24 protein-coding genes are annotated in these 26,069 nt (G+C 56.6%); 6 read left to right on the plus strand and 18 right to left on the minus strand.

Annotated elements, in window-relative coordinates; genetic code table 11:
- Positions 1–59 precede the first annotated feature (59 nt).
- From pyrG to ispD, 5 genes are all read left to right on the plus strand, one after another.
- Positions 60–1,694 carry a CTP synthase gene (gene pyrG / locus KRX52_RS08970; RefSeq protein ID WP_217681394.1) on the plus strand — a complete coding sequence of 545 codons (1,635 nt, stop codon included), beginning with the start codon at positions 60–62 and terminating at the stop codon, positions 1,692–1,694.
- A 2-nt stretch (positions 1,695–1,696) separates the two neighbouring features.
- A complete protein-coding gene (gene kdsA, locus KRX52_RS08975) occupies positions 1,697–2,542 on the plus strand; it encodes a 3-deoxy-8-phosphooctulonate synthase (protein WP_217681395.1) in 846 nt (281 codons plus the stop codon).
- A gap of 133 nt (positions 2,543–2,675) precedes the next feature.
- The gene (eno, locus tag KRX52_RS08980; protein ID WP_217681396.1) at positions 2,676–3,965 is read left to right on the plus strand and encodes a phosphopyruvate hydratase; all 1,290 of its coding nucleotides are present in this window, start codon (positions 2,676–2,678) and stop codon (positions 3,963–3,965) included.
- Between the two features lie 134 nt (positions 3,966–4,099).
- Positions 4,100–4,378, plus strand: coding sequence for a septum formation initiator family protein (locus KRX52_RS08985; protein WP_217681397.1), 279 nt, complete (start codon positions 4,100–4,102; stop codon positions 4,376–4,378).
- Positions 4,375–5,085, plus strand: coding sequence for a 2-C-methyl-D-erythritol 4-phosphate cytidylyltransferase (gene ispD / locus KRX52_RS08990; RefSeq protein WP_217681398.1), 711 nt, complete (start codon positions 4,375–4,377; stop codon positions 5,083–5,085). The genes KRX52_RS08985 and ispD overlap by 4 nt, the downstream gene beginning before the upstream one ends.
- A gap of 54 nt (positions 5,086–5,139) precedes the next feature.
- Here the strand turns inward: ispD and KRX52_RS08995 are convergent, their stop codons facing one another.
- A complete protein-coding gene (locus tag KRX52_RS08995) occupies positions 5,140–5,589 on the minus strand; it encodes a bacteriohemerythrin (RefSeq protein WP_217681399.1) in 450 nt (149 codons plus the stop codon).
- A 237-nt stretch (positions 5,590–5,826) separates the two neighbouring features.
- Positions 5,827–6,183, minus strand: coding sequence for a VanZ family protein (locus tag KRX52_RS09000; protein ID WP_217681400.1), 357 nt, complete (start codon positions 6,181–6,183; stop codon positions 5,827–5,829).
- Positions 6,184–6,297: 114 nt separating this feature from the next.
- Between KRX52_RS09000 and KRX52_RS09005 the strand changes: the two genes are divergently transcribed.
- Positions 6,298–7,653, plus strand: coding sequence for an O-antigen ligase family protein (locus KRX52_RS09005; RefSeq protein ID WP_217681401.1), 1,356 nt, complete (start codon positions 6,298–6,300; stop codon positions 7,651–7,653).
- A gap of 45 nt (positions 7,654–7,698) precedes the next feature.
- On the opposite strand, the gene KRX52_RS09010 is transcribed toward KRX52_RS09005, so the two are convergent.
- From KRX52_RS09010 to KRX52_RS09085, 16 genes are all read right to left on the minus strand, one after another.
- The gene (locus tag KRX52_RS09010) at positions 7,699–8,046 is read right to left on the minus strand and encodes a VanZ family protein (RefSeq protein ID WP_217681402.1); all 348 of its coding nucleotides are present in this window, start codon (positions 8,044–8,046) and stop codon (positions 7,699–7,701) included.
- On the minus strand, positions 8,043–9,419 hold the full coding sequence (locus tag KRX52_RS09015) for a phosphohexomutase domain-containing protein (protein ID WP_217681403.1): 1,377 nt from the start codon (positions 9,417–9,419) through the stop codon (positions 8,043–8,045). Before KRX52_RS09015 ends, KRX52_RS09010 begins: the two co-directional genes overlap by 4 nt.
- 102 nt (positions 9,420–9,521) lie before the next feature.
- Positions 9,522–10,397 (minus strand): dTDP-4-dehydrorhamnose reductase, encoded by an 876-nt coding sequence (gene rfbD, locus KRX52_RS09020; protein ID WP_217681404.1) that lies wholly within the window; start codon positions 10,395–10,397, stop codon positions 9,522–9,524.
- Positions 10,398–10,399: 2 nt separating this feature from the next.
- Positions 10,400–10,942, minus strand: coding sequence for a dTDP-4-dehydrorhamnose 3,5-epimerase (gene rfbC / locus KRX52_RS09025; protein ID WP_217681405.1), 543 nt, complete (start codon positions 10,940–10,942; stop codon positions 10,400–10,402).
- Positions 10,939–11,817 carry a glucose-1-phosphate thymidylyltransferase RfbA gene (gene rfbA, locus KRX52_RS09030; protein ID WP_217681406.1) on the minus strand — a complete coding sequence of 293 codons (879 nt, stop codon included), beginning with the start codon at positions 11,815–11,817 and terminating at the stop codon, positions 10,939–10,941. Before rfbA ends, rfbC begins: the two co-directional genes overlap by 4 nt.
- Before the next feature lie 127 nt (positions 11,818–11,944).
- Entirely contained in the window at positions 11,945–13,006 is a 1,062-nt protein-coding gene (rfbB, locus tag KRX52_RS09035) for a dTDP-glucose 4,6-dehydratase (protein WP_217681407.1), read from the minus strand.
- Positions 13,006–13,959 (minus strand): glycosyltransferase family 2 protein, encoded by a 954-nt coding sequence (locus tag KRX52_RS09040; protein ID WP_217681408.1) that lies wholly within the window; start codon positions 13,957–13,959, stop codon positions 13,006–13,008. Before KRX52_RS09040 ends, rfbB begins: the two co-directional genes overlap by 1 nt.
- 313 nt (positions 13,960–14,272) lie before the next feature.
- Positions 14,273–15,112: a glycosyltransferase family 2 protein gene (locus KRX52_RS09045; RefSeq protein ID WP_217681409.1), complete on the minus strand. Its 840-nt coding sequence runs from the start codon at positions 15,110–15,112 to the stop codon at positions 14,273–14,275.
- A 228-nt stretch (positions 15,113–15,340) separates the two neighbouring features.
- The gene (locus tag KRX52_RS09050; RefSeq protein ID WP_217681410.1) at positions 15,341–16,297 is read right to left on the minus strand and encodes an EpsG family protein; all 957 of its coding nucleotides are present in this window, start codon (positions 16,295–16,297) and stop codon (positions 15,341–15,343) included.
- 805 nt (positions 16,298–17,102) lie between these two features.
- Positions 17,103–18,134 (minus strand): glycosyltransferase family protein, encoded by a 1,032-nt coding sequence (locus tag KRX52_RS09055; RefSeq protein ID WP_217681411.1) that lies wholly within the window; start codon positions 18,132–18,134, stop codon positions 17,103–17,105.
- Between the two features lie 79 nt (positions 18,135–18,213).
- The gene (locus KRX52_RS09060; protein ID WP_217681412.1) at positions 18,214–19,350 is read right to left on the minus strand and encodes a polysaccharide pyruvyl transferase family protein; all 1,137 of its coding nucleotides are present in this window, start codon (positions 19,348–19,350) and stop codon (positions 18,214–18,216) included.
- A gap of 579 nt (positions 19,351–19,929) precedes the next feature.
- Positions 19,930–20,913 carry a nitroreductase family protein gene (locus KRX52_RS09065; RefSeq protein WP_217681413.1) on the minus strand — a complete coding sequence of 328 codons (984 nt, stop codon included), beginning with the start codon at positions 20,911–20,913 and terminating at the stop codon, positions 19,930–19,932.
- A gap of 73 nt (positions 20,914–20,986) precedes the next feature.
- On the minus strand, positions 20,987–22,525 hold the full coding sequence (locus KRX52_RS09070) for an MATE family efflux transporter (protein ID WP_217681414.1): 1,539 nt from the start codon (positions 22,523–22,525) through the stop codon (positions 20,987–20,989).
- Between the two features lie 387 nt (positions 22,526–22,912).
- Positions 22,913–24,304: an undecaprenyl-phosphate glucose phosphotransferase gene (locus tag KRX52_RS09075; protein ID WP_367890527.1), complete on the minus strand. Its 1,392-nt coding sequence runs from the start codon at positions 24,302–24,304 to the stop codon at positions 22,913–22,915.
- 226 nt (positions 24,305–24,530) lie between these two features.
- Positions 24,531–25,217 (minus strand): hypothetical protein, encoded by a 687-nt coding sequence (locus KRX52_RS09080; RefSeq protein ID WP_217681416.1) that lies wholly within the window; start codon positions 25,215–25,217, stop codon positions 24,531–24,533.
- Positions 25,218–25,287: 70 nt separating this feature from the next.
- The gene (locus tag KRX52_RS09085; protein WP_217681417.1) at positions 25,288–26,013 is read right to left on the minus strand and encodes a tyrosine-protein phosphatase; all 726 of its coding nucleotides are present in this window, start codon (positions 26,011–26,013) and stop codon (positions 25,288–25,290) included.
- Positions 26,014–26,069 lie beyond the last annotated feature (56 nt).

Raw genomic sequence — 26,069 nt, forward strand, 5'->3', positions numbered from 1 at the left:
GCCTCCCTTCGCATTCCCCCGGCGGCTAACCGCCTAAACGCAGACTTCTAGGGTTTTTCATGACGCGCTACATCTTCGTCACGGGTGGTGTTGTTTCTTCTTTGGGGAAAGGCATCGCCTCGGCATCCTTGGCGGCCATCCTGGAGGCGCGGGGCCTGAAGGTCACCATGCTGAAACTCGACCCCTACATCAACGTCGATCCGGGGACCATGAGTCCCTTCCAGCATGGTGAAGTATTCGTCACCCATGACGGCGCGGAAACCGACCTCGACCTGGGCCACTACGAGCGCTTCATCCGCACGCGCATGACCCAGGACAACAACTTCACCACCGGTCGCGTCTACGAGAACGTGCTGCGCAAGGAGCGCCGCGGCGACTACCTGGGCGCCACCGTGCAGGTCATCCCGCACATCACCGACGAGATCAAGCGCCGCATCATCAAGGGCGCCGGCAATGCCGACGTCGCCCTGGTGGAAGTTGGCGGGACCGTCGGCGACATCGAATCGCAGCCGTTCCTCGAGGCGATCCGCCAGCTGCGCGTGGAAATCGGCGCCAAGCGCGCCATGCTGATGCACCTGACCCTGGTGCCCTACATCGCCACCGCCGGCGAGACCAAGACCAAGCCGACCCAGCACTCGGTCAAGGAACTGCGCTCCATCGGCCTGCAGCCGGACGTGCTGGTATGCCGTTCGGAAGTGGCCATCGACGTGTCCTCGCGCCGCAAGATCGCCCTGTTCACCAACGTCGAAGAGCGTGCGGTGATCAGCCTGCCGGACGCCGACACCATCTACAAGATTCCGGGCATCCTGCATGCCCAGGGCCTCGACGACATCGTCGTCGAGCGCTTCGGCCTGGAGTGCGAGCAGGCTGACCTGTCCGAGTGGGACCGCGTGGTCGATGCCAAGCTCAACCCCGAGCACGAAGTCACCATCGCCATGGTCGGCAAGTACATGGAGCTGCTGGATGCCTACAAGTCGCTGATCGAAGCGATGAGCCATGCCGGCATCCAGAGCCGCACCAAGGTCAACCTGCGCTACATCGACTCGGAAGACATCGAGAACCAGGGCACCGGCCTGCTCGAAGGCGTCGACGCCATCCTGGTGCCGGGCGGCTTCGGTCTGCGCGGCGTGGAAGGCAAGATCACCGCCGTGCAGTACGCCCGCGAGAACAAGATCCCCTACCTCGGCATCTGCCTCGGCATGCAGGTGGCGGTGATCGAGTTCGCGCGCAACGTGCTGGGCTGGACGGATGCCAACTCCACCGAATTCGACCACACCAGCACCCATCCGGTGGTTGGCCTGATCACCGAGTGGCAGGACGCCACCGGCGCCGTCGAGCAGCGCAGCGAAGGCTCCGACCTGGGCGGCACCATGCGCCTCGGCGCCCAGGAGTGCCAGCTCGAGCGTGACTCCACCGTGCACGCCTGCTACGGCCAGGACGTGATCGTCGAGCGCCATCGTCATCGCTACGAGGTCAACAACAACCTGCTGCCGCAACTGCAGGAAGCCGGCCTGCGCATCAGCGGTCGCTCCGGCGACGGCGCGCTGGTGGAAGTGGTCGAAGCGCCGAACCATCCGTGGTTCGTCGCCTGCCAGTTCCACCCGGAATTCACTTCCACCCCGCGCGACGGTCATCCGCTGTTCAGCGGCTTCGTCAATGCTGCTCTCAAGCAGCATGCAGCGAAGAAGGCCTGATCATGGCGCAGAAGATCATCCAAGTAGGCAACATCCAGATCGGCAACGAGCTGCCGTTCGTGCTGTTCGGCGGCATGAACGTGCTGGAGTCGCGCGACCTGGCGCTGAAGGTGTGTGAGGAGTACGTGCGGGTCACCGACAAGCTCGGCATCCCCTACGTGTTCAAGGCCAGTTTCGACAAGGCCAACCGCTCCTCGATCACCTCCTACCGTGGTCCCGGCCTGGAAGAGGGCATGCGCATCTTCGAGGAAGTGAAGAAGACCTTCGGCGTGCCGGTCATCACCGACGTGCACGAGCCCTACCAGGCGGCGCCGGTGGCGGAAGTCTGCGACATCATCCAGTTGCCGGCCTTCCTCTCGCGGCAGACCGATCTGGTGGTGGCCATGGCCAAGACCGGCGCGGTGATCAACATCAAGAAGGCCCAGTTCCTCGCCCCGCAGGAGATGAAACACATCCTGCGCAAGTGCGAAGAGGCGGGCAACGACCAGCTGATCCTCTGCGAGCGTGGTTCCTCCTTCGGGTACAACAACCTGGTGGTGGACATGCTCGGCTTCGGCATCATGAAGTCGTTCGAGTACCCGGTGTTCTTCGACGTGACCCACGCCCTGCAGATGCCGGGCGGTCGCGCCGACTCCGCCGGCGGCCGCCGCGCGCAGGTCACCGACCTGGCCAAGGCCGGCATGAGCCAGGGACTGGCCGGGCTGTTCCTCGAGGCCCATCCGGATCCGGACAACGCCAAGTGCGACGGTCCCTGCGCCCTGCGCCTGGACAAGCTGGAGCCGTTCCTCGCCCAGCTCAAGGCGCTGGACGACCTGGTCAAGAGTTTCCCGCCGGTCGAGACTGCCTGAGGCAGCTGCGTTCCGGTAAAGTGGCGGGCGCCCGACGGGGGCCCGATCCGTTTCTCCCAGTGGCCGCAGAGAGGGGCAGTGAAGCCCCATCTTCGGTCATTTGTTCGTCAAAACCTTTGGAGTGCTACCAGCAATGGCAAAAATCGTCGACATCAAAGGCCGTGAGGTCCTGGACTCCCGCGGTAACCCGACCGTTGAAGCCGATGTGATCCTCGACAACGGCATCATCGGCAGCGCCTGTGCGCCGTCCGGTGCCTCCACCGGTTCGCGCGAAGCGCTGGAACTGCGTGATGGCGACAAGAGCCGTTACCTGGGCAAGGGCGTGCTGAAGGCCGTGGCCAACATCAACGGCCCGATCCGCGACCTGCTGCTGGGCAAGGATCCGGCCGAGCAGAAGGCGCTGGACCAGGCGATGATCGAGCTGGACGGCACCGAGAACAAGGCCACGCTGGGCGCCAACGCCATCCTCGCCGTGTCCCTGGCTGCCGCCAAGGCCGCTGCCCAGGCCAAGGGCGTGCCGCTGTACGCGCACATCGCCGACCTGAACGGCACCCCGGGCGTCTACTCCATGCCGGTGCCGATGATGAACATCATCAACGGCGGCGAACATGCCGACAACAACGTCGACATCCAGGAGTTCATGGTCCAGCCGGTCGGCGCCAAGACCTTCGCCGACGCCCTGCGCATGGGCGCCGAGATCTTCCATCACCTGAAGGCTGTGCTCAAGGCCCGTGGCCTGAGCACCTCCGTGGGTGACGAAGGCGGCTTCGCGCCGAACCTGGCCTCCAACGAAGACGCCCTGGCGGCCATCGCCGAAGCCGTGGCCAACGCCGGCTACAAGCTGGGCGACGATGTCACCCTGGCTCTGGACTGCGCTTCCTCCGAGTTCTTCGAGGGTGGCAAATACGACCTGGCTGGCGAAGGCAAGGTGTTCGACGCCGCCGGCTTCGCCGACTACCTGGCCGGCCTGAGCCAGCGCTACCCGATCATCTCCATCGAAGACGGCATGGACGAGTCCGACTGGGCCGGCTGGAAGGTGCTGACCGACAAGATCGGCGAGAAGGTGCAGCTGGTCGGCGACGACCTGTTCGTCACCAACACCAAGATCCTCAAGGAAGGCATCGACAAGGGCATCGGCAACTCGATCCTGATCAAGTTCAACCAGATCGGCTCGCTGACCGAGACCCTGGAAGCCATCCAGATGGCCAAGGCCGCCGGCTACACCGCGGTGATCTCGCACCGCTCCGGCGAAACTGAAGACAGCACCATCGCCGATCTGGCCGTGGGTACCGCTGCCGGCCAGATCAAGACCGGCTCGCTGTGCCGCTCCGACCGCGTGTCCAAGTACAACCAGCTGCTGCGCATCGAAGAGCAACTGGGTGCCAAGGCACCGTACAAGGGCCGTGCCGAGTTCCGCGGCTAAGCTGTCTGTAGTCCGCTCGGAGCTGAAGTCCTCTCCCGCGCTGGCGGGAGGGGCGGGGGAGAGGGGCGCCGGTCGCCCCTTTCCTGCACTCCGCGCCGACACACCCGTTCCCGCGTCATCGAGGGCTGATTCGGATGCAAAAAGCCCACTGGCTGTTCGTCGTGCTCCTGCTGGTCCTCGGCGGCCTGCAGTATCGCCTGTGGTATGGCGACGGCAGCATCACCCAGAACCGCCTGCTGCTGGCGCAGATCGCCAGGCAGAAGGGCGAGAACGAGCAACTGCTCGAGCGCAACCGCATCCTCGAAGCCGAGGTCGCGGAACTCAAGCGCGGCATGGAAACCGTCGAAGAGCGTGCACGGCATGAGCTGGGCATGGTCAAGGAAGGCGAAACCCTGTATCTGCTGAGCCAATGAGCCTGACCCCCCTCCCCGAATTCTGGGCAGTCATCCCGGCTGCCGGCGTGGGTGCGCGCATGCGTGCCGACCGCCCGAAACAGTATCTGCGCCTTGGCGAGCGTACGGTGCTGGAACACACCCTCAACTGCTTCCTCGGCCATCCGACCCTCAAGGGTCTGGTGGTCTGCCTGTCGGAAGACGATCCATATTGGCCCGGCCTCGCCTGTGCCGGCGATCCGCGCATCGCGCGTGCCGCCGGCGGCTGCGAGCGCGCCGACTCGGTACTCAATGGCCTGCTGCACCTGCTCAGCCTGGGCGCCCACGTCGACGACTGGGTGCTGGTGCACGACGCCGCCCGCCCCAACCTGTGCCGCGACGACCTCAACCTGCTGCTCGGCGAGCTGGCCGAAGACGCAGTGGGCGGCTTGCTGGCCGTGCCGGCGCGCGACACCCTCAAACGGGCCGGCAAGGATGGCCGCGTGCGCGAAACCATCGACCGCAGCGTGATCTGGCAGGCCTACACCCCGCAGATGTTCCGCCTCGGCCAGTTGCACCGCAGCCTGGCCGACGCCCTGGTGTCGCGCGCCACCATCACTGACGAAGCCTCCGCCCTCGAGTGGGCCGGCCACGCTCCGCGGCTGATCGAAGGTCGTGCCGACAACATCAAGATCACCCGCCCGGAAGATCTGGAGTGGTTGCGCGAGCGCTGGGCCAGTCGCGAATAGGCTGGCCGCCTCGCCCGGATGCAAGCGCTGCCCCGCGCGGGGAGACGCGATCCATCAGCGGAAGAACATGCCCAGCATGCGGGTGACGAAGCTGCCTTCGATGTTGCGCTTCACGTAGTTGACGTAGTGCTTGTCGTCGCGCTTGATGTGGTTGGTCAGCCACAGACCCATGTCGCCGCGCACCTCGCGGGCCAGCTTGATCGGGTCTTCGCCGCCGGAGAAGCGATCCAGGTACGAGTGGGCGCGCTCCTTGAAGCGCTCGTGCACCTGATGGTGAGCTTCCAGCATCGGGTAGCCGGCCTTTTCCATCAGGCTTTCCTCGAAGGTGTTGTGGGAAATCGCGTAGTCGATCAGCGACTTGATGACGTACTCGATTTGCCGGATCGACTTGATGGCGATCGCCTGATCGATCTCCTTCAGATAGTCGAAGATGCGCTTGTGCTGGTCATCGATGATGTCGATGCCGGTTTCAAAGTCTGCTGTCCAGCTGATAGCGAGCGCCATTTTTCGTCCCCTTTGGTCGCATGATGGCGAGGGTGTCACCCTCGCTTCTGTTCCGTACTGGTAGCAAGTCTAATGCCACATTGTTTCTGTGGTCTTACCGTGCCAGTACGCGGGGATGACGGTCGCAGGGCGTCGAGTTTGCGGCTCAGGAGGAGGGATGGACGGCGTTTTTTCGGTGCAGCGTGCACCACAGGCCGGCAGGTGGGACTTGCGGACCGGCGCAAACGCCGCCCGCACTCAGCGCAGGCTGACAGTGACCTTCGCCAGCGGCATGGCCAGCAGGTAGCCCACTGCCATGCCGACGACATCGGCGACCAGATCCTGATACTCACTGAAGCGGTAGCCGGTCAGCAGTTGCAGGTTCTCGATCAATACGCCGTAGGCGAACAGGCCGATCAAGAGCCTGAAGCGCTGATCGGGATAGGCCATGCGGCCCAGGAAGGTGAGCACGCTGAAGGCCAGCACATGGTTGCCCTTGTCCCAGCCCGTATCAATGAGCGTGGGGGAGTCCTTGACCAGCGCCAGGGTCATGACGCTGACGAGGCAGATGATGAAGGCCAGTGCCCAGACGGGGCGGGGAATGCGATTGAGCATTGGATCCCACTCGGTTAGTGGTGGCGGGGCGATTCCCCACATATACTGCCGGGCTTTTGAAACGACGGCCGTCCCACCATGAGAGCGGGGGCCGCGCACGGATGAATACGCATCATGTTCCAGACCTCCACACGGTTCGATCGCTTCCTGACTGCCGCGGTCCTCATCCTGCTGGTGTTGCTGCCGTTGCCGCTGGGCAGCAACCGCGACTGGTCGATGGGGCTGTTGGTGGCGCTGACCGGTCTGCTGGCCTTCTTGTTTAGTGTAGCGCTGTTCCTCAACGCCCTGCCGGCGAGCAAGGCCCTCAAGCCGGCCCTGCCGATGCTCGGCCTGTTGCTGGCTGCGCAAGCCTGGGTGGCGGTGCAGTGGCTCGGCGGGCTGACGGTCGACGTCGGTGCCACCGTCCAGTACCTGCTGCTCGGCATTGCCTACAGCCTGCTGTTCCTGATGGTCGTCAGCCTGTTCCGCACCCGCAAGCGCCTGACCTGGCTGCTGGGTGCTCTGGTGGTTAGCGGTACGTTCCAGGCCTTCTATGGCGCCTTCATGACGTTGTCCGGAGTCGAATGGCTGCTGGCCACCGCGAAGACCAGCTACACCGGCGATGCCACCGGCACCTTCGTCAACCGCAACCACCTGGCCGGCTATCTGGAAATTACCCTGGCCTGCGGCATCGGCCTGCTCATGGCGCTGCGTGATGGGCGGCCGTTCCGCTGGGTCAACCTCTTGGAAATGCTGATGGGCGCCAAGGCGCGCCTGCGTCTGGCACTGGTGGTCATGGTTATCGCCCTGGTGATGACCCATTCGCGCGGCGGCAATGCCGCCTTCTTCACGGCGCTGATGGTCATCGGCGGCATCTTCGTGCTGCGCGACAAGGACAACCGCCTGCGCAACAGCCTGATCCTGGCCAGCATCCTGCTCATCGACGTGCTGGTGATCAGCCAGTACTTCGGCCTGGAGCGGCTCAAGGACCGCATGCTCAACACCCGCTTGAACGACGTGGTGGTGTCCGGCGAAGTGGTGCAGCAGGCCAACGAGATACGCGACGACGTATTCCGTTACGCCATCCCGCTGGCGCAGGACAAGCCGCTGATCGGGCAGGGCGCCGGCAGCTTCGAGTCAGTGTTCCCGAAATACCCGGGCGAGGACATCCGTCTGCACTTCGACCATGCCCACAACGACTACCTGCAGTTCGCCATCGAGTACGGCCTGCTCGGCTGCCTGCCGCTGCTGGCCTTTGTGCTGCTGGCGCTGTGGCAGGCATTGCAGGCGCTGTGGCGGCGCGAATCGCTGTATCGCAGCGGCGTCGGTTTCGGCGCCGCCATGGGCATCATCGCCATCGCCATCCACTCGCTGACCGATTTCAACCTGCAGATACCGGCCAACGCTGCGACCCTGGTGGTGCTCTGCGCCATCGCGGTGCTGGCCAATCAGCACAGCAATCCACGGCGCAAGGCCAGCCTCGGCGAGTGAGTTCGGGAAGGATAGTGGGGAGGGGATAGGCAGCCGGACGGCTGCCTACTGGGAGGGAAGAAGATGTCGGCGTAATGCCTGCAGGCACTGCCAGCCCAGCCAGGCCAGTAGCACCCCGAGCAGGTTGGCGACGATATCCATTTCGCTGAACTGGCGGGCCGGCTGCACGTACTTCTGCAGCCACTCGAGGAACGGCGCCTGGGCCAGCAGCGTCCCCCACAGCAGCCAGCCCGGAATCCGCGGGAAGGCCAGTCGGCTAGTCAGGGCGAGGGCACCAAAGGCCAGCAGGTGCAGAGCTTTGTCCGACTGCTCGAACAGCTGCGGCGGCGATTCGGGACGGAACAGGCCGTAGAGAAACACCGCGCAGCAGGCGCCGAACAGCAACAGCCTCAAGCCGGGTCACCACCGATCTGCGCCAGCAACTCCGCGGTTTTGGCCTGCATCAACGCCGCATCACCGCGGCTTTCCACGTTCAGGCGGATCACCGGCTCGGTGTTCGACGCGCGCAGGTTGAAGCGCCAGTCAGCGAAGGCCACGCTCAGGCCGTCGGTGTAGTCCACCGCCAAGGCATCGCCGACATAGATCGACTCGAGGCGCTGGATCACCTCGCCGGCGGCGGCCACCTTGCGGTTGATCTCGCCGGAGGAGGGGAAGGCGGCAATCCGCTCGCCGACTAGCGCCGACAGCGACTGGTTGCGCACGCAGATCAGCTCGGCCACCAGCAGCCAGGGAATCATGCCGCTGTCGCAGTAGGCAAAGTCGCGGAAGTAGTGGTGCGCGCTCATCTCGCCGCCGTAGATGGCATTCTCTTCACGCATGCGCTGCTTGATGAAGGCATGCCCGGCCTTGCACTGCACCGGCTCGCCGCCGTTGCGCTCGACGATGTCCAGGGTGTTCCAGGTCAGGCGCGGGTCGTGGATGATGCGCGCACCGGCTTCCTTGTGCAGGAAGGCCTCGGCCAGCAGGCCGACGATATAGTAGCCCTCGATGAAGTTGCCCTGCTCGTCGAACAGGAAGCAGCGGTCGAAGTCGCCGTCCCAGGCAATGCCCATGTCGGCACCGTGAGCCAGCACCGCCTCGCGGGTAGCCGCGCGGTTGTCTTCCAGCATCGGATTGGGAATGCCGTTGGGGAAGCTGCCGTCCGGCTGGTGGTTGATCTTGATGAACTCGAAGGGCACGCCGCGGGTCTTGAGCGCGGCCTCGATGGCATCCAGCGCCGGACCGGCGGCGCCGTTGCCCGCGTTGACCACCAGCTTCAGTGGCTTGAGCTTGCTGCAGTCGATGTAGGACAGCAGATGCTCGACGAACGCCTCGCGGCAATCCACTTGGCGCAGTTCGCCCGGCACCACCGCCGGTGCAGCGAACTCGGCCTGCTCGGCGAGCAGGCGGATCTGTTCCAGGCCGGTATCGCGACTGATCGGCTGCGAGCCCTCGCGCACCAGCTTGAAGCCGTTGTAGTCGATCGGGTTGTGCGAGGCGGTGACCTCGATGCCGCCGTCGGCACCCAGGTGCCAGGTGGCGAAATACACTTCCTCGGTGCCGGTCATGCCCAGATCCAGCACATTCACGCCAGCTTCGCAGAGGCCGCGGCTCAGCGCCTTCTTGAGGGCCGGCGAGGTTTCGCGGATATCGCCGCCGAGCACCACAGTCGCGGGCTTGAGCCACTCGGCATAGGCGCGGGCGATGCGGTAGGCGATGTCTTCGTTGAGCTCGCGGCCGAGCTGGCCACGGATGTCATAGGCTTTGAAGCAGGTCAGAGTCGTCATGAGAGGTACTTCGGCGGCGTCCTGCCGCATGGGTTGATGATGGGGATCGGGTTGCCGGAGCTGTCGATCACGGCGATGCGGGCCGCAGGCCCGCCAAGACCATCACGCCAGTTCGCGCAGCACCAGCCCCAACTCCTCGCGCCAGTCTGCCTGGGCGATGTCGTGGACTTGATGCAGTTTGCGGCAGTCCAGCACCGACCACGCCGGGCGGGTGGCCGGAGTCGGGTAGTCAGCCGTGGCGATGGCGCGCACCACGGGCACGCGCTCCAGCAGCCCCAGTTCATGCGCCTGACGGAAAATCTCCAGGGCGAACTCGTGCCAGGTGCAGGCCGGCGTGCCAGCGTAGTGATACACCCCCCACTGCAGCGCGCCGCGGTCACGGTAGTGCATCGCCAAGGTCCACAGTGCGCGGGCGATGCTGGCCGCCGAGGTCGGGCAGCCGTGTTGATCGGCCACCACGCCCAGCTCCTCGCGCTCGCGGCCCAGGCGCAGCATGGTCTTGACGAAGTTGTTGCCGTGCGCGCCGAACACCCAGCTGGTGCGCAGGATGATGTGGCGGCTGCAGTCGGCCGCCAGCATCACCTCGCCGCCCAGCTTGCTGGCGCCGTATACCCCGGAGGGGCCGACAGGGTCGGTTTCCCGGTACGGCTCGCGGGCAGCGCCGGCAAACACGTAGTCCGTGGAGATATGCAGTACGGGAATGCCCAGCTGCTCGGCGGCAATCGCCAGGTGGGCCACGCCGTCGCGGTTCACCGCCCAGGCGCGCTCCGCATCGCTTTCGGCCTTGTCCACCGCGGTATAGGCCGCGGCGTTGATGATCAGCTGCGGCTGGAACTCCGCGACGACTTTCGCCACCTGGGCGGCATTGGCGATATCCAGCGCGGTCGAGTCGAGCCCATGGGCCAGGAACCCCTCCGGTGCCAAGCGCAGCAGCTCGTGACCGACCTGGCCGCGAGCACCGGTGATCAGTACGCGCATGCTCACGCCTCCCTGCCCAGCAACTGGCGCAGCGTCGGATTCAGCTGATCCTTGGCCGACAGCTGCGGCGCCTCTACCGGCCAGGGAATGTTCACGTCCGGGTCGTTCCACAGCAGCCCGCCCTCGTCCGCGGGGAAGTACAGGTCGGTGCACTTGTACTGGAAGTCCGCCACCTCGCTGAGCACGCAGAAACCATGGGCATAACCCGGCGGAATCCACAGCTGGCGATGATTGTCGTCGCTCAGCTCGACGCCGACGAACTGGCCGCAGGTCGGCGACTGCGGGTTGATGTCCACCGCCACGTCATACACCGCGCCGCGGCTGACGCTGACCAGCTTGCCCTGCGGCCGAGTACGCTGGAAATGCAGCCCGCGCAGTACGCCGCGTGGCGAGCGCGAGTGGTTGTCTTGCACGAAGGGCAGGGTGATGCCGGCCTCGCGGTAGCGCTCGGCCTGAAAGGTCTCGATGAAGAAACCGCGCTGATCGCCGAACACCTTGGGTTCGATGATCAATACCCCCGGCAGCGCCGTCTCGATGACCTTCACTGGGCTGCCTCCTGAGCGAGCAGGCGCTGCAGGTACTGACCGTAGCCGGTCTTGCTCAGCGCTTCAGCCTGGCGCGCCAGTTGCTCGGCCGACAGCCAGCCCTGGTGGTAGGCGATTTCTTCCAGACAGGCGACCTTGAGTCCCTGGCGCGCCTCGATGGTATGCACGAAGTGGCTGGCTTCCATCAGCGAGTCGTGGGTGCCGGTGTCCAGCCAGGCGAAGCCGCGGCCGAGCAGGCTCACGTGCAGTTCGCCGCGCTGCAGGTAGGCATTGTTCACGTCGGTGATTTCCAGCTCGCCACGGGGAGACGGCTTCACCTGCTTGGCGATCTCCACCACCGAGTTGTCGTAGAAATACAGGCCGGTGACCGCGTAGTGGGACTTCGGCGCCTTGGGCTTTTCCTCAATGGAAATCGCCTTGCCGGCGGCGTCGAACTCCACCACGCCGAAACGCTCGGGGTCAGTGACGTGGTAGCCGAACACGGTGGCGCCGTGTTCGCGGCTGGCCGCCTCGCGCAGCATGGCGCTGAAACCGTAACCGTAGAAGATGTTATCGCCGAGGATCAGGCACACGCTGCTGTCGCCGATGAACTCCTCTCCGATCAGGAATGCCTGGGCCAGGCCGTCCGGCGACGGCTGCTCGGCATAGCTCAGCTGGATGCCGAAGTCGGAGCCGTCACCCAGCAGCTTGCGGAAATTGGGCAGGTCTTCCGGCGTTGAAATGATCAGCACCTCGCGAATACCGGCCAGCATCAGCACCGACAGCGGGTAATAGATCATCGGCTTGTCGTAGATCGGCAGCAGCTGCTTGGACACGCCGCGGGTGATCGGATGCAAACGGGTGCCGGAGCCACCGGCGAGAATGATGCCTTTCACGTCAAAAACTTCCTTAAAAACAGAGATTAACCAAATAGCTGCAATTGAGGCTCGACGCGTTCCTACAGGAGCGCCCGACCTCGGGGCGATGCGCCGGGGCTGTGATGCCCCAACGCAAACCCGCGTATTAGGACTCGCCCAGCCGCCCGAGGCGATAATCGCCACTTAAAACTCGCTGCCACCACTCGCGGTTGTCCAGGTACCACTGCACAGTCTTGCGGATGCCCGATTCAAAGGTCTCTTGCGGTACCCAGCCTAGCTCGCGCGCGATCTTCGACGCATCGATGGCATAGCGCAGGTCATGGCCGGGACGATCTTTGACGAAGGTGATCAGGTCGCGATAGCGCTCGACACCGGCCGGCTTGTGCGGCGCCAGCTCCTCAAGCAGGTCGCAGAGGGTTTCTACCACTTCCAGATTACGCTTCTCGTTGTGGCCGCCGATGTTGTAAGTCTCGCCGACCTGGCCACGGGTGACCACTTCGACCAGTGCTCGGGCGTGATCCTCCACATACAGCCAGTCGCGGATCTGCGCGCCGTCGCCGTACACCGGCAGCGGCTTGCCGGCCAGGGCGTTGAGGATCATGTGCGGGATCAGCTTCTCGGGGAAGTGATAGGGACCGTAGTTGTTCGAGCAGTTGGTGACCAGCACCGGCAGGCCGTAGGTACGCTGCCAGGCCCGGACCAGATGGTCGGAGCTGGCCTTGGACGCAGAGTAGGGCGAACTGGGAGCGTAGGGCGTGGTTTCGGTGAACAGATCCTCGGTGCCTTCCAGGTCGCCGTACACCTCGTCGGTGGAGATATGGTGGAAGCGGAAGGCCTCTTTTGCCTCGGTCGCCAGGCCGTTCCAGTAGCGGCGTGCCGCTTCCAGCAGCGTGTAGGTGCCGACGATGTTGGTCTGAATGAAGTCAGCCGGGCCGTCGATGGAGCGGTCGACGTGGGACTCGGCAGCCAGATGCATAACTGCGGTAGGCCGAAACTCGGCGAAAGCTGCATTAAGCGCCTCACCATCACAGATATCAACCTGATAGAAACGGTAGCGTGGCGAGTCGGCGACCGAACCCAGCGATTCCAAGTTGCCAGCGTATGTCAGTTTATCGAGGTTGGCGACCTCGTGTGTGGTTTGTTGAATCAGGTGGCGAATAACGGCAGAGCCAATAAATCCGGCGCCGCCGGTGACCAAAATACACATCAGTTTTTCTCCGCGAAGGGGCTATTCCAATAACCCTTGTACATGCCCAATTTTTTCTTCAGTCCGATAGACAGCTGCTGTTCCTTCTGGCCGAGCTTGTAGGCGAGCAGTTTGCAGGCGTTTCGCACAATAGCTGAGGGCCAGAGGTAAAGACGGGAAACACCCAAGAATTTCAGTTCGGACTTCACATAGCGCAGCCCTTCCCCGCCGGCTCCACCAAAGTTTTGGCGAATCCATGCCTCACGAGCATGGAAAACACCCTGATCGAAGTAGCGACAGAATTCTTCCGCTAGTGTGTAGTTATGCGAGTGGCGGCAACAGGCACCGCCGGCGTAAGCAACCTTCCAATTGTTCAACAACATCCTCGCGGCAACGAACATGTCTTCGGAAAGAATCACATGATCAGGAAACCCACCGACTTCGAGTAGAGCTTTACCCCGGTAGGCGGAAAACGAATTTGACATAAAAGGAGTCTTGATACCTAACGCGGGGGCATCAGCCAGTGATTTAACCTTAGAACGCTCCGGATAGTTAAAAAATCGCGCGTGCTGGGCTAACGGCGTGGCGTCGTGATGCGGCAACTGTCGGCCACACACAGCCCCCACTCGCTCATTCGAAAAGGGCTCCACCAAACGCTCGATGGCCCTTGAATCTTCTAGGTAGGCATCCTGAGTTAGAAATACATAAACGTCATAATTTGGGTTCTGGCTGACCATGAGTTGACGGGTGCCGCCATGATTAAACTGGCTGCTTGGGATAGTCACCACATTACGGACACGAGCACTCACCAACTCTTGGGTACCATCCTTTGAACTGGAGTCAACCACAAAAAGATCGAACGATGCGGTCTGGTGCTCGAGCGAATCTAGTAAGCGAACGAGATCGTTGCGGCCGTTATAGGTGGGCACAATGCAGGCTATTCGCAACTTAAGGGGCTCTAATGAAACAGACATGTAGCCTCGCTGTTATTGCCACTCGACAGGATGGCTCTGGCGCCAATCCACAAAGGTTTTCCCATAAAATAAGTATAATGGCAATCGTATATGAAATATAGGTCGGTAAGTATTTTCGACTGCATCAGGTTGTGGATGCGCACCGGGCTGAATGGGCGCTTGATACCCGTCAGGCGCTCAACCAGGTCGACGGTGTAGGCAGCTTCCCCATGTAATAAATGGCAATATAGAGCTGCCTTGATGAGGCGTGAAACGTTGCGCTATCACCAGGGCTGAATACCACTCTGGGGCGCGCGGTTGAGTGGTTGGTTTTTTAAATAACGTTGTAGAATGCCCGGCGGAGCGTAATTTTTGACTTTAGATATATTGCCTTATTGATGGTGTATTGACTGTTTATTGCCCTAGCCTGCAGCCATGCAGCTTTGTAAGATTTAACAATTTTGCTTGGTGTGAATATTTTTTTCAGTAAAAATGTTATTGTAATTTTTTTTGAGCCAACAGCATTTTCCGAGTGTTGCCGGTATTTTATAAGGCTTAAGGGGATTAAGGATATTATCCCGCCTGCCTGCAGGGTCTTGCATCCTATCCACCAATCATGCATAACGGCCTCATCTGGAATGGGTAGCGATAGGTTTAAAGCGAGTCTATTAATTATCGAGGTACACCCTGTTATGTTGTTTGTCGTTAGCATCTCATCTAAAGTCTGAATGGATTTAGGGAGTCTTTGATATTCAAACATTGAGTTTGAAATTGTGTTGAGATTTTGATCGACTACCTCAAGGTCAGTATGTACGATAATTGCTTTTCCAGGGTGTCTATCCTCAAGGGCACAAATTTCGTCATGGCTTATTTGGATCTTGTTAGGAAGCCATACATCATCTTGATCACAAAACATTATGTAGGGGGAAGAGGATATTTTCATGAGGTGCGCGAAGTTTTTCTTGGCGCCGCCTAGCAACACACCGTCATCAATAAATAATATTTTATCCGGGTGTCTTGCTTGGTAACTTTTGATGATTTGAACGGTGTTGTCAGATGACCCGTCGTCGTGAATAATTAGTCGCCACTCCTTGTGTGTTTGATTTAGTATTGAGTTTATTTGCGCGTTAATATATTTTTCACCATTGTGCGTGGCGAGTAGTATGTCTATCATGATGTGGTTTCTTAAAGAATATAGGTTGTATTGAGTTGGTAGTTTTTGGCTCGGGAGTGCTGCAGTCGACGTTTTATAGGTGCTAAATAAAGGTTGCGGCAAAAAATCACTGTGTGCTTCGGGTTTTTCGGCAGGTAATTCCTCTTTGCGTTGCTTCAATAGCTAAATATTTTAGATGAGTGTATTGAAAATACCTGCTGTTGTGCAAGGGTGTATTTACGGACCAAACTATTGGCTGGGCGATAAAAGCAAAGGATAGCAGCTTTTTAATGAGAACATAAAGTACATAATTGTTAGTGTTGTTAGTACTTTGCTTTTATAGTAGTGGCGACTTAATAGCAGTATGAATATTACGCTGAGCATTTCCCATGCGCGCTGCGCAATAACGGGTATTGATATGAAGCTATAAAAGCATAGTGTACCTATTAATGCCATTTTGTATTCTGCGGTGGCGCAGGCTGTTGTAGTATTTTTGTTTATTGCTATATATGAAAGGGTTGCTAGTTGTATGGCGGGAAGCGCAGAGAATAGGTTTATATAGGAGTGTTCTCCTTCGGCTAAAAGTTCACGATAAACAAGGATTCTATTGATTGGCAGGAAAGGAAGTGAATAGGTGGATATTAATGCAACCGGCAGGCATATAAGAATTAATATATAAGGTAGGTTTTTTTTGTTGATTTGTATTTTATTGGCGGATAGGAAGGCGATTAAGGGAATTGCTATGGACATGTGTATGGAGATGGAAATTGCAAATAATATGGTTCTCGGCAGGGGGTGTTTAACAGCAAATATGGCGGTAAGGAATATTGACAGGGCCAAGGCTGCCCGGATTTGAATGTAAATGTGCAGCCATGCATACAGTGAAAAATACAACATTAAGAAGATTAAAAAATTATTTGTCCGCTGCTGTGTTGAAGTAAAGGTTAGTATTCCGGTGATTGTTGCAATTAGCATCCATATTTGGGGGGCTGATAGTCCGACGATATTTAAGGACTTTAGGATTAAATAAAAACCAAAGTCTGGCTGTGTTAGTATTTCTTCATAGCTAAGTATAATCGACTTAGTTAAGTACCCGTAATATACTTCGCTATCAAGCCAGTTCCAAGTGTCTTTTGTGCCGAGTATTGCTCCGGTGATAAGAGCGAGGAGTAGAATGTATAATGTTCTTGCCGATATCTTTGACATTGCTGTGGTCACAGTGTTATGGATATTATATGGAGGCCTTTCGGAGCTGAATTAGGCGGGCATGCCAGTGTGTAGGTAGGAGTAGTCTTATAACCGGCCTTTCTTTGCAGGCAGGACAGCCTGCTAGCCCTGATGAAATCTGCTGACGAGCCCCTCATCTGAAAGTCGAGCTGAGAGCAAATCTAATAGCTCGCAATCCTTACCAAATTTATCTCATCACAGGTCTGAGCTATTCCGCCTTCACTTGCTTACCGCCTGCGCTCCTTTTGAAGCCTATTGCCAACTACTTTTTCAAAGCCCACAGGGCATGCTGTAAGGATTTCGGCTCCATATCGCTTGCGCATCAGCCGTATCGGCGTTGTTTTGCTGCACGAACGTACGTTCAGAGCGAGAGGCCAGAAAACGCACTTCATGTCCAGCTGCTCAAGCTTAACTACCCAAGAATGAGCACCACCACATGCCTTTAACGCTACCAGGCTGGGTTGCCGTTCAGCGACGTGCGGCAAAACATTGTCACCGCGTAGCATATTGCACTCGATTTTATCGGCGTACGGATCAATGGTATGGTTTTGGAAACTTGTTGGTGATGTCCATGCCAATCCATGCCGATCACGTTAAGCTTCATGGTGGATCCTCCTGCTCAAATTTTACTTTCAACATACATGCTTCACTCTGGCACCCTAGATGCCGGGGAGGCGACACATACCATTTGTGAAAAATTTCTCTGAAAGACACAAGCCAGTAGCCATGCGGCGTTGATAGCTGCGATTTCGTATAAACGAGTCTTTTTCAGAGTTTCCATGGTTTAAAAATCGCGCAATAAATATTGCCACGTATAAAGATTTCGAATATCAGAAATCATATTTTTCTTGAGCATTACGTTTTTTGAAAAGTCTCTGTGGGTAATTAATTCCCTCCACGAGTCAAAGCTTTCAAAAAAAACATAGCTATCAGAAAAGTGAGACATTAGCTCTTGAAGCGGGGTTGATATGAAAGGTATTCCAGCTGTAATGTAAAAAGAGGCTTTTGTTGGATAGCACAGATTATAATACAATCTCGAATCATCATAGGGGATTAAACCGCAATCGCACCCGGCGGTAACAACATGTGCTTCATTCTCGGACAACTGCCCTTTGTAAACAATGTTATCACCTAAGTTCGGAAGGTGTGAAATCCACTCCCCCCCCTCCCCCATGAGAATCAAGTCATGGGGGAGTTCGCTAAAAATGGAAATTAGGTTTTCTATTTGTCGTCCATGATTCAATGTTCCAGTGTAAACAAGCTTTAATCTTTTCCTGGATGGAGAGTCCGGGAGATCTTTAAGCAAAGGCCCGCCATTTAAGATGAATTTGCAGCAGGGTTCATTTGTTTTATATTTTTGTATCACATACTGCATCATCTTTCTAGATGCAAATATGAAGTTAAGGTTTTTTATTCTAAAGACGGAATTATCCAAAATCCATAACTTATTGCTAGGAAGCTCAAGGTCTATAGATTGTTCGTAGGGTAGATCATTAACCTCAATGGTGATTTTATTTGTCTTTGCGGCGCTGGACAAAACAATCTGTAATAATTTCAGAAAAATGAAATTGGTTACTAGCTTTGAGCCAAAAAAATACAATAATAACGAGTAGTGAAAAAATATCGTTTCTCCTTTGCAGGAGTTAATCCTAATAAGAAAGCCTAGGCCATGTGCAAGCCTGAGAAGCTTGTTGTTGCTTTTATATCTATAAATTGAGCAGTTTCTCTCTAGTAAAGCTTTTGCAAACTGAGCGTTTCTCGCTCCCCCGCCTTCAGAAATTTTATCAGGGAATCTAATAAAAGCTTTGTCCCACATTTTAAGTTATGCCTTTAATGAAAATTCAGTGCTTGTCTAAACTAAGAGGAAGTTGCGGTGGTGATTTTTGCAGTAATAATCAATTGCCACTGAGGTTTCGTTTTAGAAAGTTTAGCGAATTTTCTTTTCGCTCTTTGATGACTTTGTTAACTTGGAGCCAATCAATGTCAGGGGTAAGGATTTCTCTGTTTATCTGGCTGCCGAGTCCGATAAGTCGATCTTCAAGATTGAATATCTTCAATAATGAATTGAAGCGCGCCAATCCTCGATCATCATTACCAATGGCCAAGAATGGCTTGTTAAAGATGATTGAAAAAACACAACCATGAAAAGAGTCGGTTAAAACAAAATCCGCATCGTAAAAAGATTCAATCCAGTCTTCCACGTTCGGGAAAGTATAGTCATTTAGTAGCTCGCCACCTGATTGATCAGGGTTGCATTTTGTCTTACTTGAAAATGGTGTGATATTTAGAATTTGAGCTGCGGTAGTTATTGCTTGCCTTTTGTGGCTATTGTTATCAAGAATATAAGTTAGAAGTCCACCTGCCGGCTTCTTGTTTTTATTTATATTGAGCCGATCCAGGTAGTCATCTGCATTCAGCAAAAGTGTCGGGTCAAGTACAGGTTCCGCGGACACCTTGAGATATTGCTCACACAAATTGACAGCTGAAAGCTCCCTTACGGAAATTGCATCAAATTTTTTTGCTAGATCACGACATTTTAAAGTTTGAGTTTTGCTGTATTCCCAAGTGTCTACACCAAATGATGTGGCATAGGTGATTCGCTTTATCTGAAGGTCTTGTAAAAAATCCAGGTAAAAGTTGAATATATTTGGTGAATATATAGGTCTCCAGGTCTGATCGCTACCAACGACTACCGCATCGTAAGTGTTTTCTGAGAAGTGTTTTTGCAAGTCCTCAGTGGATTTTATAGGCTCGGAAATTTTTATTCGCTGCCTCACAAATGAAATCATGTTTTTGAACGTTTGATCTTGCTGGCTTTTTTTGAATATAAAGGCTTTTTTCTTATCTATCAGTAGTAATATAAGGTACTTTGTAAGGTTTATGGCTTTACGGATTATTGGTTGAGCTTTATATTGACGATCAATGGTGGTTACGGTGTGTCCTAGATCTTTGAGTGCTTGTTGTAGTGCAAATGCTTGTATTATCCCGCCATAGTTGCTTTTTAATGGCTGTGTCAGAATGGCTATTTTCACTTGGCTAACCTATTTAATCTACTGATCAGGCTTTTTCTTTAGTGTATAAGCCTTGTGGCATGACGCAAAGTTTTTAATGTTGCTCGCATTGAGTGGCGAAAATTCATTCGCTATCGGATCTTTTTCCAGAGAGTCAAGCTCTTTTGGCGATTAATTTGCGTAGTATTTGTACGAGTAGAAAGTCAGGGGTAAGTCGTTGCTCGCCGTATCGTTTGGCGGGGTTGCGGGTGTTGTTGTTTTTGTTTTCCTTTATGCGTAAATGTAGACCATTATGCCTGTGATTAAAGCTTCCTTGCTGTGAAGCGAGCATCGCTTCGCGCGCTAGTATATCAATGTGCGAATCACCGGCAGTCATTTCGCTTTGTATAAGCTGGTCTGCAATCTTTCTCCGGGTGATGACTACGCTGTACCTCGTCCGTTTTGATTGAAGAGTTTCAGTCAGGTATCACCTAATTAGATATCGAAAAATTCAGTTATCACGTTATCAAAAATTCACAAGCGCTCGCCATTGAATATAGCTATTACCCACATATCATCAGCTATTCGCATTTTTATGAATGGTCTAGGCTGGTTTATAAATCAGTGAGATATGACGAATTCGCGAGTGGGTTTACGTGGTGATGCTGCAACGTTGAAGTTTTTTTTCAAATTGCCTATAGCTAGCATCATTATTAGGCGTTCGTTTTTTGGTATTTGCGCTGCATTCTTGGCTCTATTTTCTTGGAAATATGAATAGCTGGTATTCAATGCGCAGCTTCCTAATCCTGCTGAATGCAGTGCTAGAATTAGATTCATGGAAAACAAGCCACCATCTATAAAGATTTGATTGCTTTCATTTTGTGTGAATGCCCTCGTGTTACCTGTAATTATCAATAGTTTGTCTATTGTTTCGGTGAAGCCGGCGTTTCCGTTTTGATGCTGGAGGATTTTCTTAATTGTATTTTTGTCTGAGTAATAATGAGCGAGCCAGCTCTGCCTGTTACACACAGATGGCGCATAAATTGCTGCTTCGATTGCGCTAAATACTAGATCATCGCTTACGGGTTCAGGGGAGAAATCCCGAACGCTATACCGACAGCAAACGAAATTTCTAAAGGCTGCGAGATTTAAATTTTCCATCTCTGCCTTTGCTACTTGTCTAATGCCACCAACAACAGCATTGTTAAAGTTGGCGCTGAAATCACGCAGTCGGCGCTCAAACTCTTGAGGTAGTATTGCGTTATTTTTTTCGTGGAAGATTAGATATTCGGCCAACGTCTTTTTGATTGAATCTAGGATTGCGTCATGTCCATAATTCTGTGCGTATATTTCGGATTTTTCCATTAGGTTAAGTATTTTTGGCTGACCAAAACAAAAATTAGGTTTTGGGAGGGCTAGCCCTTTTTCTACGATGTGATGATGTTTGAAAAGATAGAATCTTAAGCGCTCTTTGTCTTTGTTTGGATTTCGTTCGCTGAATGAATAATGCAGATGATGAAAGAAGTCGCATATTTTAGATGCGGCCTCTCCTAGATGCATTCTTGAAATGGTGGATCGTATAGGTCTATTTAAGGGGGTTTTCATAAGTGCCTTGTGCGTAAAATATTTTTTTAAATGTTGTGTGGGAGGAATTTTGGATTTCCTCAAAATAATGCATTCAACTTCGTTTTTTTTTGGCGTATGGGTTGTGCAAGCGCCGTGCAAGATTCACCAATTGACTTCGTTCTTCTGCGTTTATTCCGATAAGGTAGATGCAGCCCGCTGTGGATATAAATGTGCAGGCAATCATAAATATGTCGCTGTCGTCACCCTGAGGCATGTATTTAATGAGCAGTGCCATTGCCATCGATGCAAGGCCCACGCCGACGACACGCAACAGTACGAGTGAGGTAAACCGTCCGATGGATAGACTTATCAGCGGTTTGAGAATAGCGAGCCTCGCGAAAAGGCTTGCGATAGAGAGAGCGATGCTCACCATGAATGCAATGCTCGGAGCAAATCCTGCATAAAGTAACAAGTAGGACAATGGCAGGTTAAATAGCAGTATTCCACCCACTACAGTTTGATACAACTTTATTTTGCCTGTCGCTTGGGCGGCGGTTATGAGTGGAGCTGAAATGCTGTCGATCAATATGCCGACGAGGGCGAGTTGGACAAACGTCCCGGTATGTTCAGGTACGACGGTTAACCACAGGTTTAAAATGGTGTCCACTTCAATGGCTACCGGCAAGGCGAGAAACAACAATAGGAAAAAATTGTACTTGGCGCCGTAGTACACCAGTTTATGCATGTAGTCCAAATCGCCGGAGGCATAGGATTTGATGATTTGCGGGTTCGCGGCAACCTGCAAATTTTGCACAAAGCTGTTCAGTGCGCCGCTAACTTGAAATGTGATTGCCCTTGCTGCGTTGACTGCTGGGCCGAAAAATATATTTAGGATGACGTTGACGCCTTGGTTGCCAAGAACCGAGGCGGCATTGCCCCACATATTCCAGCCGGTATAAGAGAGCATTGTTTTAAACAGTATGCTTTCCCAGTAAAGACGGAACTTTGAATCCGGGAATGTTTTGCTGCAGTACAGTTTGTATATGGCGGTTATCAGCACGACTACTGCGAGCGTTAGCGCGGCATAGGTGATCAGGTGATCAGTTTTGACCCAAGCCAAAATGAACACGATGAGCAATTTAAGTGACACGTCGATAATGCTGACCCAGGCAAATACGCTCATTCGCTCATGGGCGATTATGATCGCATTGTAGGGGACGCTAATGATAGTCACAAGGAATGAGAAAAGGGACAGATGATAGACCCACTGTGCCGCTGCTATGCGTTCTGTGGGGATTGTCAGTTGGGTGGTGACAAACCAGAGTCCTGCGGTTTCGCCTACCACTAAAATGCCTGCAGCGATCAGAAGGTGAATATTCATACTCATGATGAATATGTTGGAAATACCGGCTGTGCCGGGTTTGCCGATTTCAAATGACAGAAAGCGTTGTGTTGCAGAGGACATTGCACCATGTAGAAAGCCGAGCACGGTGATAAAGCCACCTACCAGATGGTAGATGCCGAAATCTTCCACACCCAGCGTAGCAAGTACCACTCGGGAGGTGTACAGCGTGACCGCCATTGTTAGTAGCATGCGGAAGTACAGTAATCCGGCGTTCTTCAGCATTCGCTTGTAGTTGTTAGCTTCCATCTGTCCGCTCAGAAGATTGCCGGCTTCGAGAGGCCGGGATGATCGATTCGATCTTGAGGCTTGAACGCACTGCGTGTCAGCTCTTTTAGGTACTTGAGTCGCTTTTGAGTGTGTTCAGTTCGTTGCTTAGCCGTAGGGCGGCCAAGCTCCACGCCTACGGCGCTGCGGTACTTATCAACACATTACTTAGCGGTGAAATCTGTGAATAGGGCTGGTTAACCATCCTATCTACAATCTCTATTTTTTCTGCTACCAACTTCGATTTAACACGGACCTCGATATGTAATCGAAGCAAGGGCTCGGTATTGAAGGCGCGTAGGCTTATTCGCCAGTCAGTAAATGCCGGGCTGATGCCGGCTGTCCGCGAAACTCAGACTACCCTTGGGCTCAGTAGATGTCCTTGGATAGCAAGCTAAGCGGCGTCTTGATCAGGATCTTGATATCCAGCCAGACCGACCAGTTGTTGATATAGGCCAGATCCAGCTCGACGCGCTTCTGCATCTTGTCCAGGGTTTCGGTTTCGCCGCGGCAGCCGCTGATCTGCGCCAGGCCAGTGATGCCGGGCTTGATGCGGTGGCGGGCCATGTAGGCGTCGATCTTGCCGGTGTAGTAGTCGTTGTGCGCCACCGCGTGCGGACGCGGGCCGACCAGGGACATGCGGCCCTGCAACACATTGATGAACTGCGGCAGTTCGTCGATGGAGGTGCGGCGGATGAAGCGGCCGATGGGGGTGATACGCGGGTCTTCGCGGGTGGCCTGCTTGACTTGGTGGTCGGCGTGCATGCGCATCGAGCGGAACTTGTAGACCTTGATCACCTGGCCATTCCAGCCGTGGCGTTGCTGCTTGAACAGGATCGGGCCGGGGGACGAGCGCTTGATCAGGATGGCGATCATTAGCATCAGCGGGCTGAAGGCGACGATGGCCAGCAGGGCGAGGACGCGATCGAGGGCGGCCTTGGTCAACGCCGCGGTGGGGTGGGAGGTGAGTGGGCTTTCGTTGAGGTGGATGGCCGGCAGGCCGCCGATGTCGCTGACCGAGTGGTTGAGCAGCATCATGCTGGCCAGGTCGGGAATCCACACCACGTCGACGCTGGCGTCGAGCAGGTCGATGTACAGACCTTCGATCTGTTCGGCCTCGGCCAGTGGCAGGGCGATGTACAGGCGGCGGATGTCGTACTCGTCGATCAGCGCGCGCAGGTGTTCGAGGCCGCCGAGGATGGGGTAGAGGCTGTTGCTCGGCAGCTCGGCGGTATCCGAGGCGACCAGGCCGACCACCGGTTCGTGCTGCTGTCGCACCAGTTTGTCGGCGAGCTCAAGTGCGAGGTCGCCGGTGCCGATAATCAGCGAGGTGCGCTTGCTCTGCAGCTGACGGTGGTAGCGACGCGAGACGTGCTGCAGCGGCAGATAGGTGGCGGCCTGCAGGGCGAAGCCGAGTCCCGCCCAGGTCAGGGTGACTTCGCGTGAGAACATCTCGCTGGTCTTGGTGACGAAGGCGAACACGGTCAGCCCGGCCAGCAGCAGCAGCCAGCCGCCGAGCAGGCGGGTGAGGCCGGTGAGGTAGCTGTGCTGCTTGTGGTAAACGCCAAGCAGGGCGTAGGCGGGCACCGAGGCGAGCAGGGCAAATACGGCGAGGACTCGGTATTGAGTGCCCAGCTCGCCGGTCTTGAGGGTGGCCAGGGCGCACAGCAGCAGGGTGACCAGACTGGATGCCACCAGCCATTGGCCCCAGAAGGTAAGGCCGCGGCCGCCGGGGAGAGTGTTGTCGGGGGTACGGGTCACGTGATGTGCCTTGCCCTGCAAGAGGGCGCTGGTGCCTCGAGATTGAGCGCCGCCGTCCAGAGGACGAGGGCGAGCGGTGTTCGTGCTGTACTGCAGGGAGGCGTGCGCGGCGGTGACTCTGCGCTGAGCAAGCCGGGACTTGGCCTGGGGGGCGGTGGAGGTCTTGGGCATCATCCTGAGCCTGTGTTGAGTCTGTGGAAACTGGTCGGTGCGTATGTCGCTGGCGTCAGCGGCAGATCTTGCGGGTGTCTTTCAGGGCGGCGTCGAGGCTCTCGCAGAGTTCGAAGTCCATCCCGGTGGATTCGGCGATGGCAAGCAAGTTCTGTGCCTCTCGTTGGCTGTAGGCCACAGTACGGCGTGCCGCCTCGAGGGTGTCCTGTTCCTGTTGGGCGTCCAACACTGGCCAGGTGATCAGGCCGATTTCCGCCAGGCTGCGGTTGACATCGATGCGATTGGGGCCGAAGGCCTGGGCCTGCTTGAGGGCATGGGCGAACTCGTCGTCCAGTTCGCGCAGGTAGAGCTTGGTGTAGGCCAGGGCTACCCAGTTGTTGGGCCAGGTGGGGCGTGCCGCGCTGGCGGCGCGGAAGGCCTCGAGGGCGGCGCGGCGTGACGGTTCCGCTTCGGCAGCGCCGTAGGGTTGGCGGAACTGCTGCCACTGCAGCACGCGGCCGAGACGCTCGAGGTATTCGCCGTTGCTGCCGGGGTAGAGGTCGACGGCGCGCTGGGCAGCCGCGTGGGCCACCTGCCAGGCCTGCGGGCTGGGCTCGTTGCCTTTGGACTTCCAGTCGTCGAGGAACGCCTGAGCCTGGTAGCTGGCGATGCCGGCGAGCAGCAGGCAGCCACTGCCATACAGCAGGGGTAGGCTGAGGGTCAGGGCCAGGAGGGTGGCGAGGCGCTGCGTGAACGTCTTCACGTTTTGCGAATCGCTGCGCGTGCGCGAGCGACGCCGGCTGGGGAGGGCAGTAGTAGTCGTCATGGGGTATTCAGGCAAAGTGGCTTTGGGCGATCAGCCAGGGGGTGTCCTTGACCAGGCGTACGGCCTGGGTGTCGCCGACGATGCGGGCGGCGTGTTCCATGCCTTCGGTCAGTGCGGGAGGGCGGTGCTGCGCGTTGTGGGCGTCGCTGGCGAGGATGGTGACCAGGCCCTGTTCGAGCAGACTGTGGGCAAGGTCCTGGGCAACCTCACCGAAGTGGCCGGCCACCGAGGAGGCGGTGACCTGCAGCAGGCAGCCCTGTTCGAGGAAGGGCTTGAGCTTGCTGGGGGTGCGCATGATGCCTTTGTTGCGTTCGGGGTGGGCGATCATGGGCACGATGTTGCGTTGCAGCAGCCAGCGGGTCAGGCGCTCGGCGCCGAAGGGGATCTCGCTATGCGGGAACTCCAGCAGCAGGACCTGTTTGTCCTGCCAGCGGCCGAGGAAGGGCAGGTTGCCTTCGGCCTGGCTGGCCATCAGCTCCATGCCGAAGCGGACTTCGGCGGCCCAGCTTACCCGCAGGTCGATACCGGCCTGGTCGAGGCCGCGTACGAGTTGCTGGTGGGCGGACTGGATGCTGGCCGGGGTGTTGTCGTAGCGGCCGGGGTGGATGTGCGGGGTGCAGACCAGATGGGTGATGCCGTCCTGCACGGCGATGCGGGCCAGTTGCAGGGCAGTTTCCAGGTCGGGTGCGCCGTCGTCGATGCCGGGGAGCAGGTGGTTGTGCAGGTCGATCATGGGTCTGGTTCGGTATCACAGTATGGCCGCGGAGCGGCCCGCGCTGATCGTTCCCA

It is taken from the genome of Geopseudomonas aromaticivorans, assembly GCF_019097855.1.
Lineage (GTDB): Bacteria > Pseudomonadota > Gammaproteobacteria > Pseudomonadales > Pseudomonadaceae > Geopseudomonas > Geopseudomonas aromaticivorans.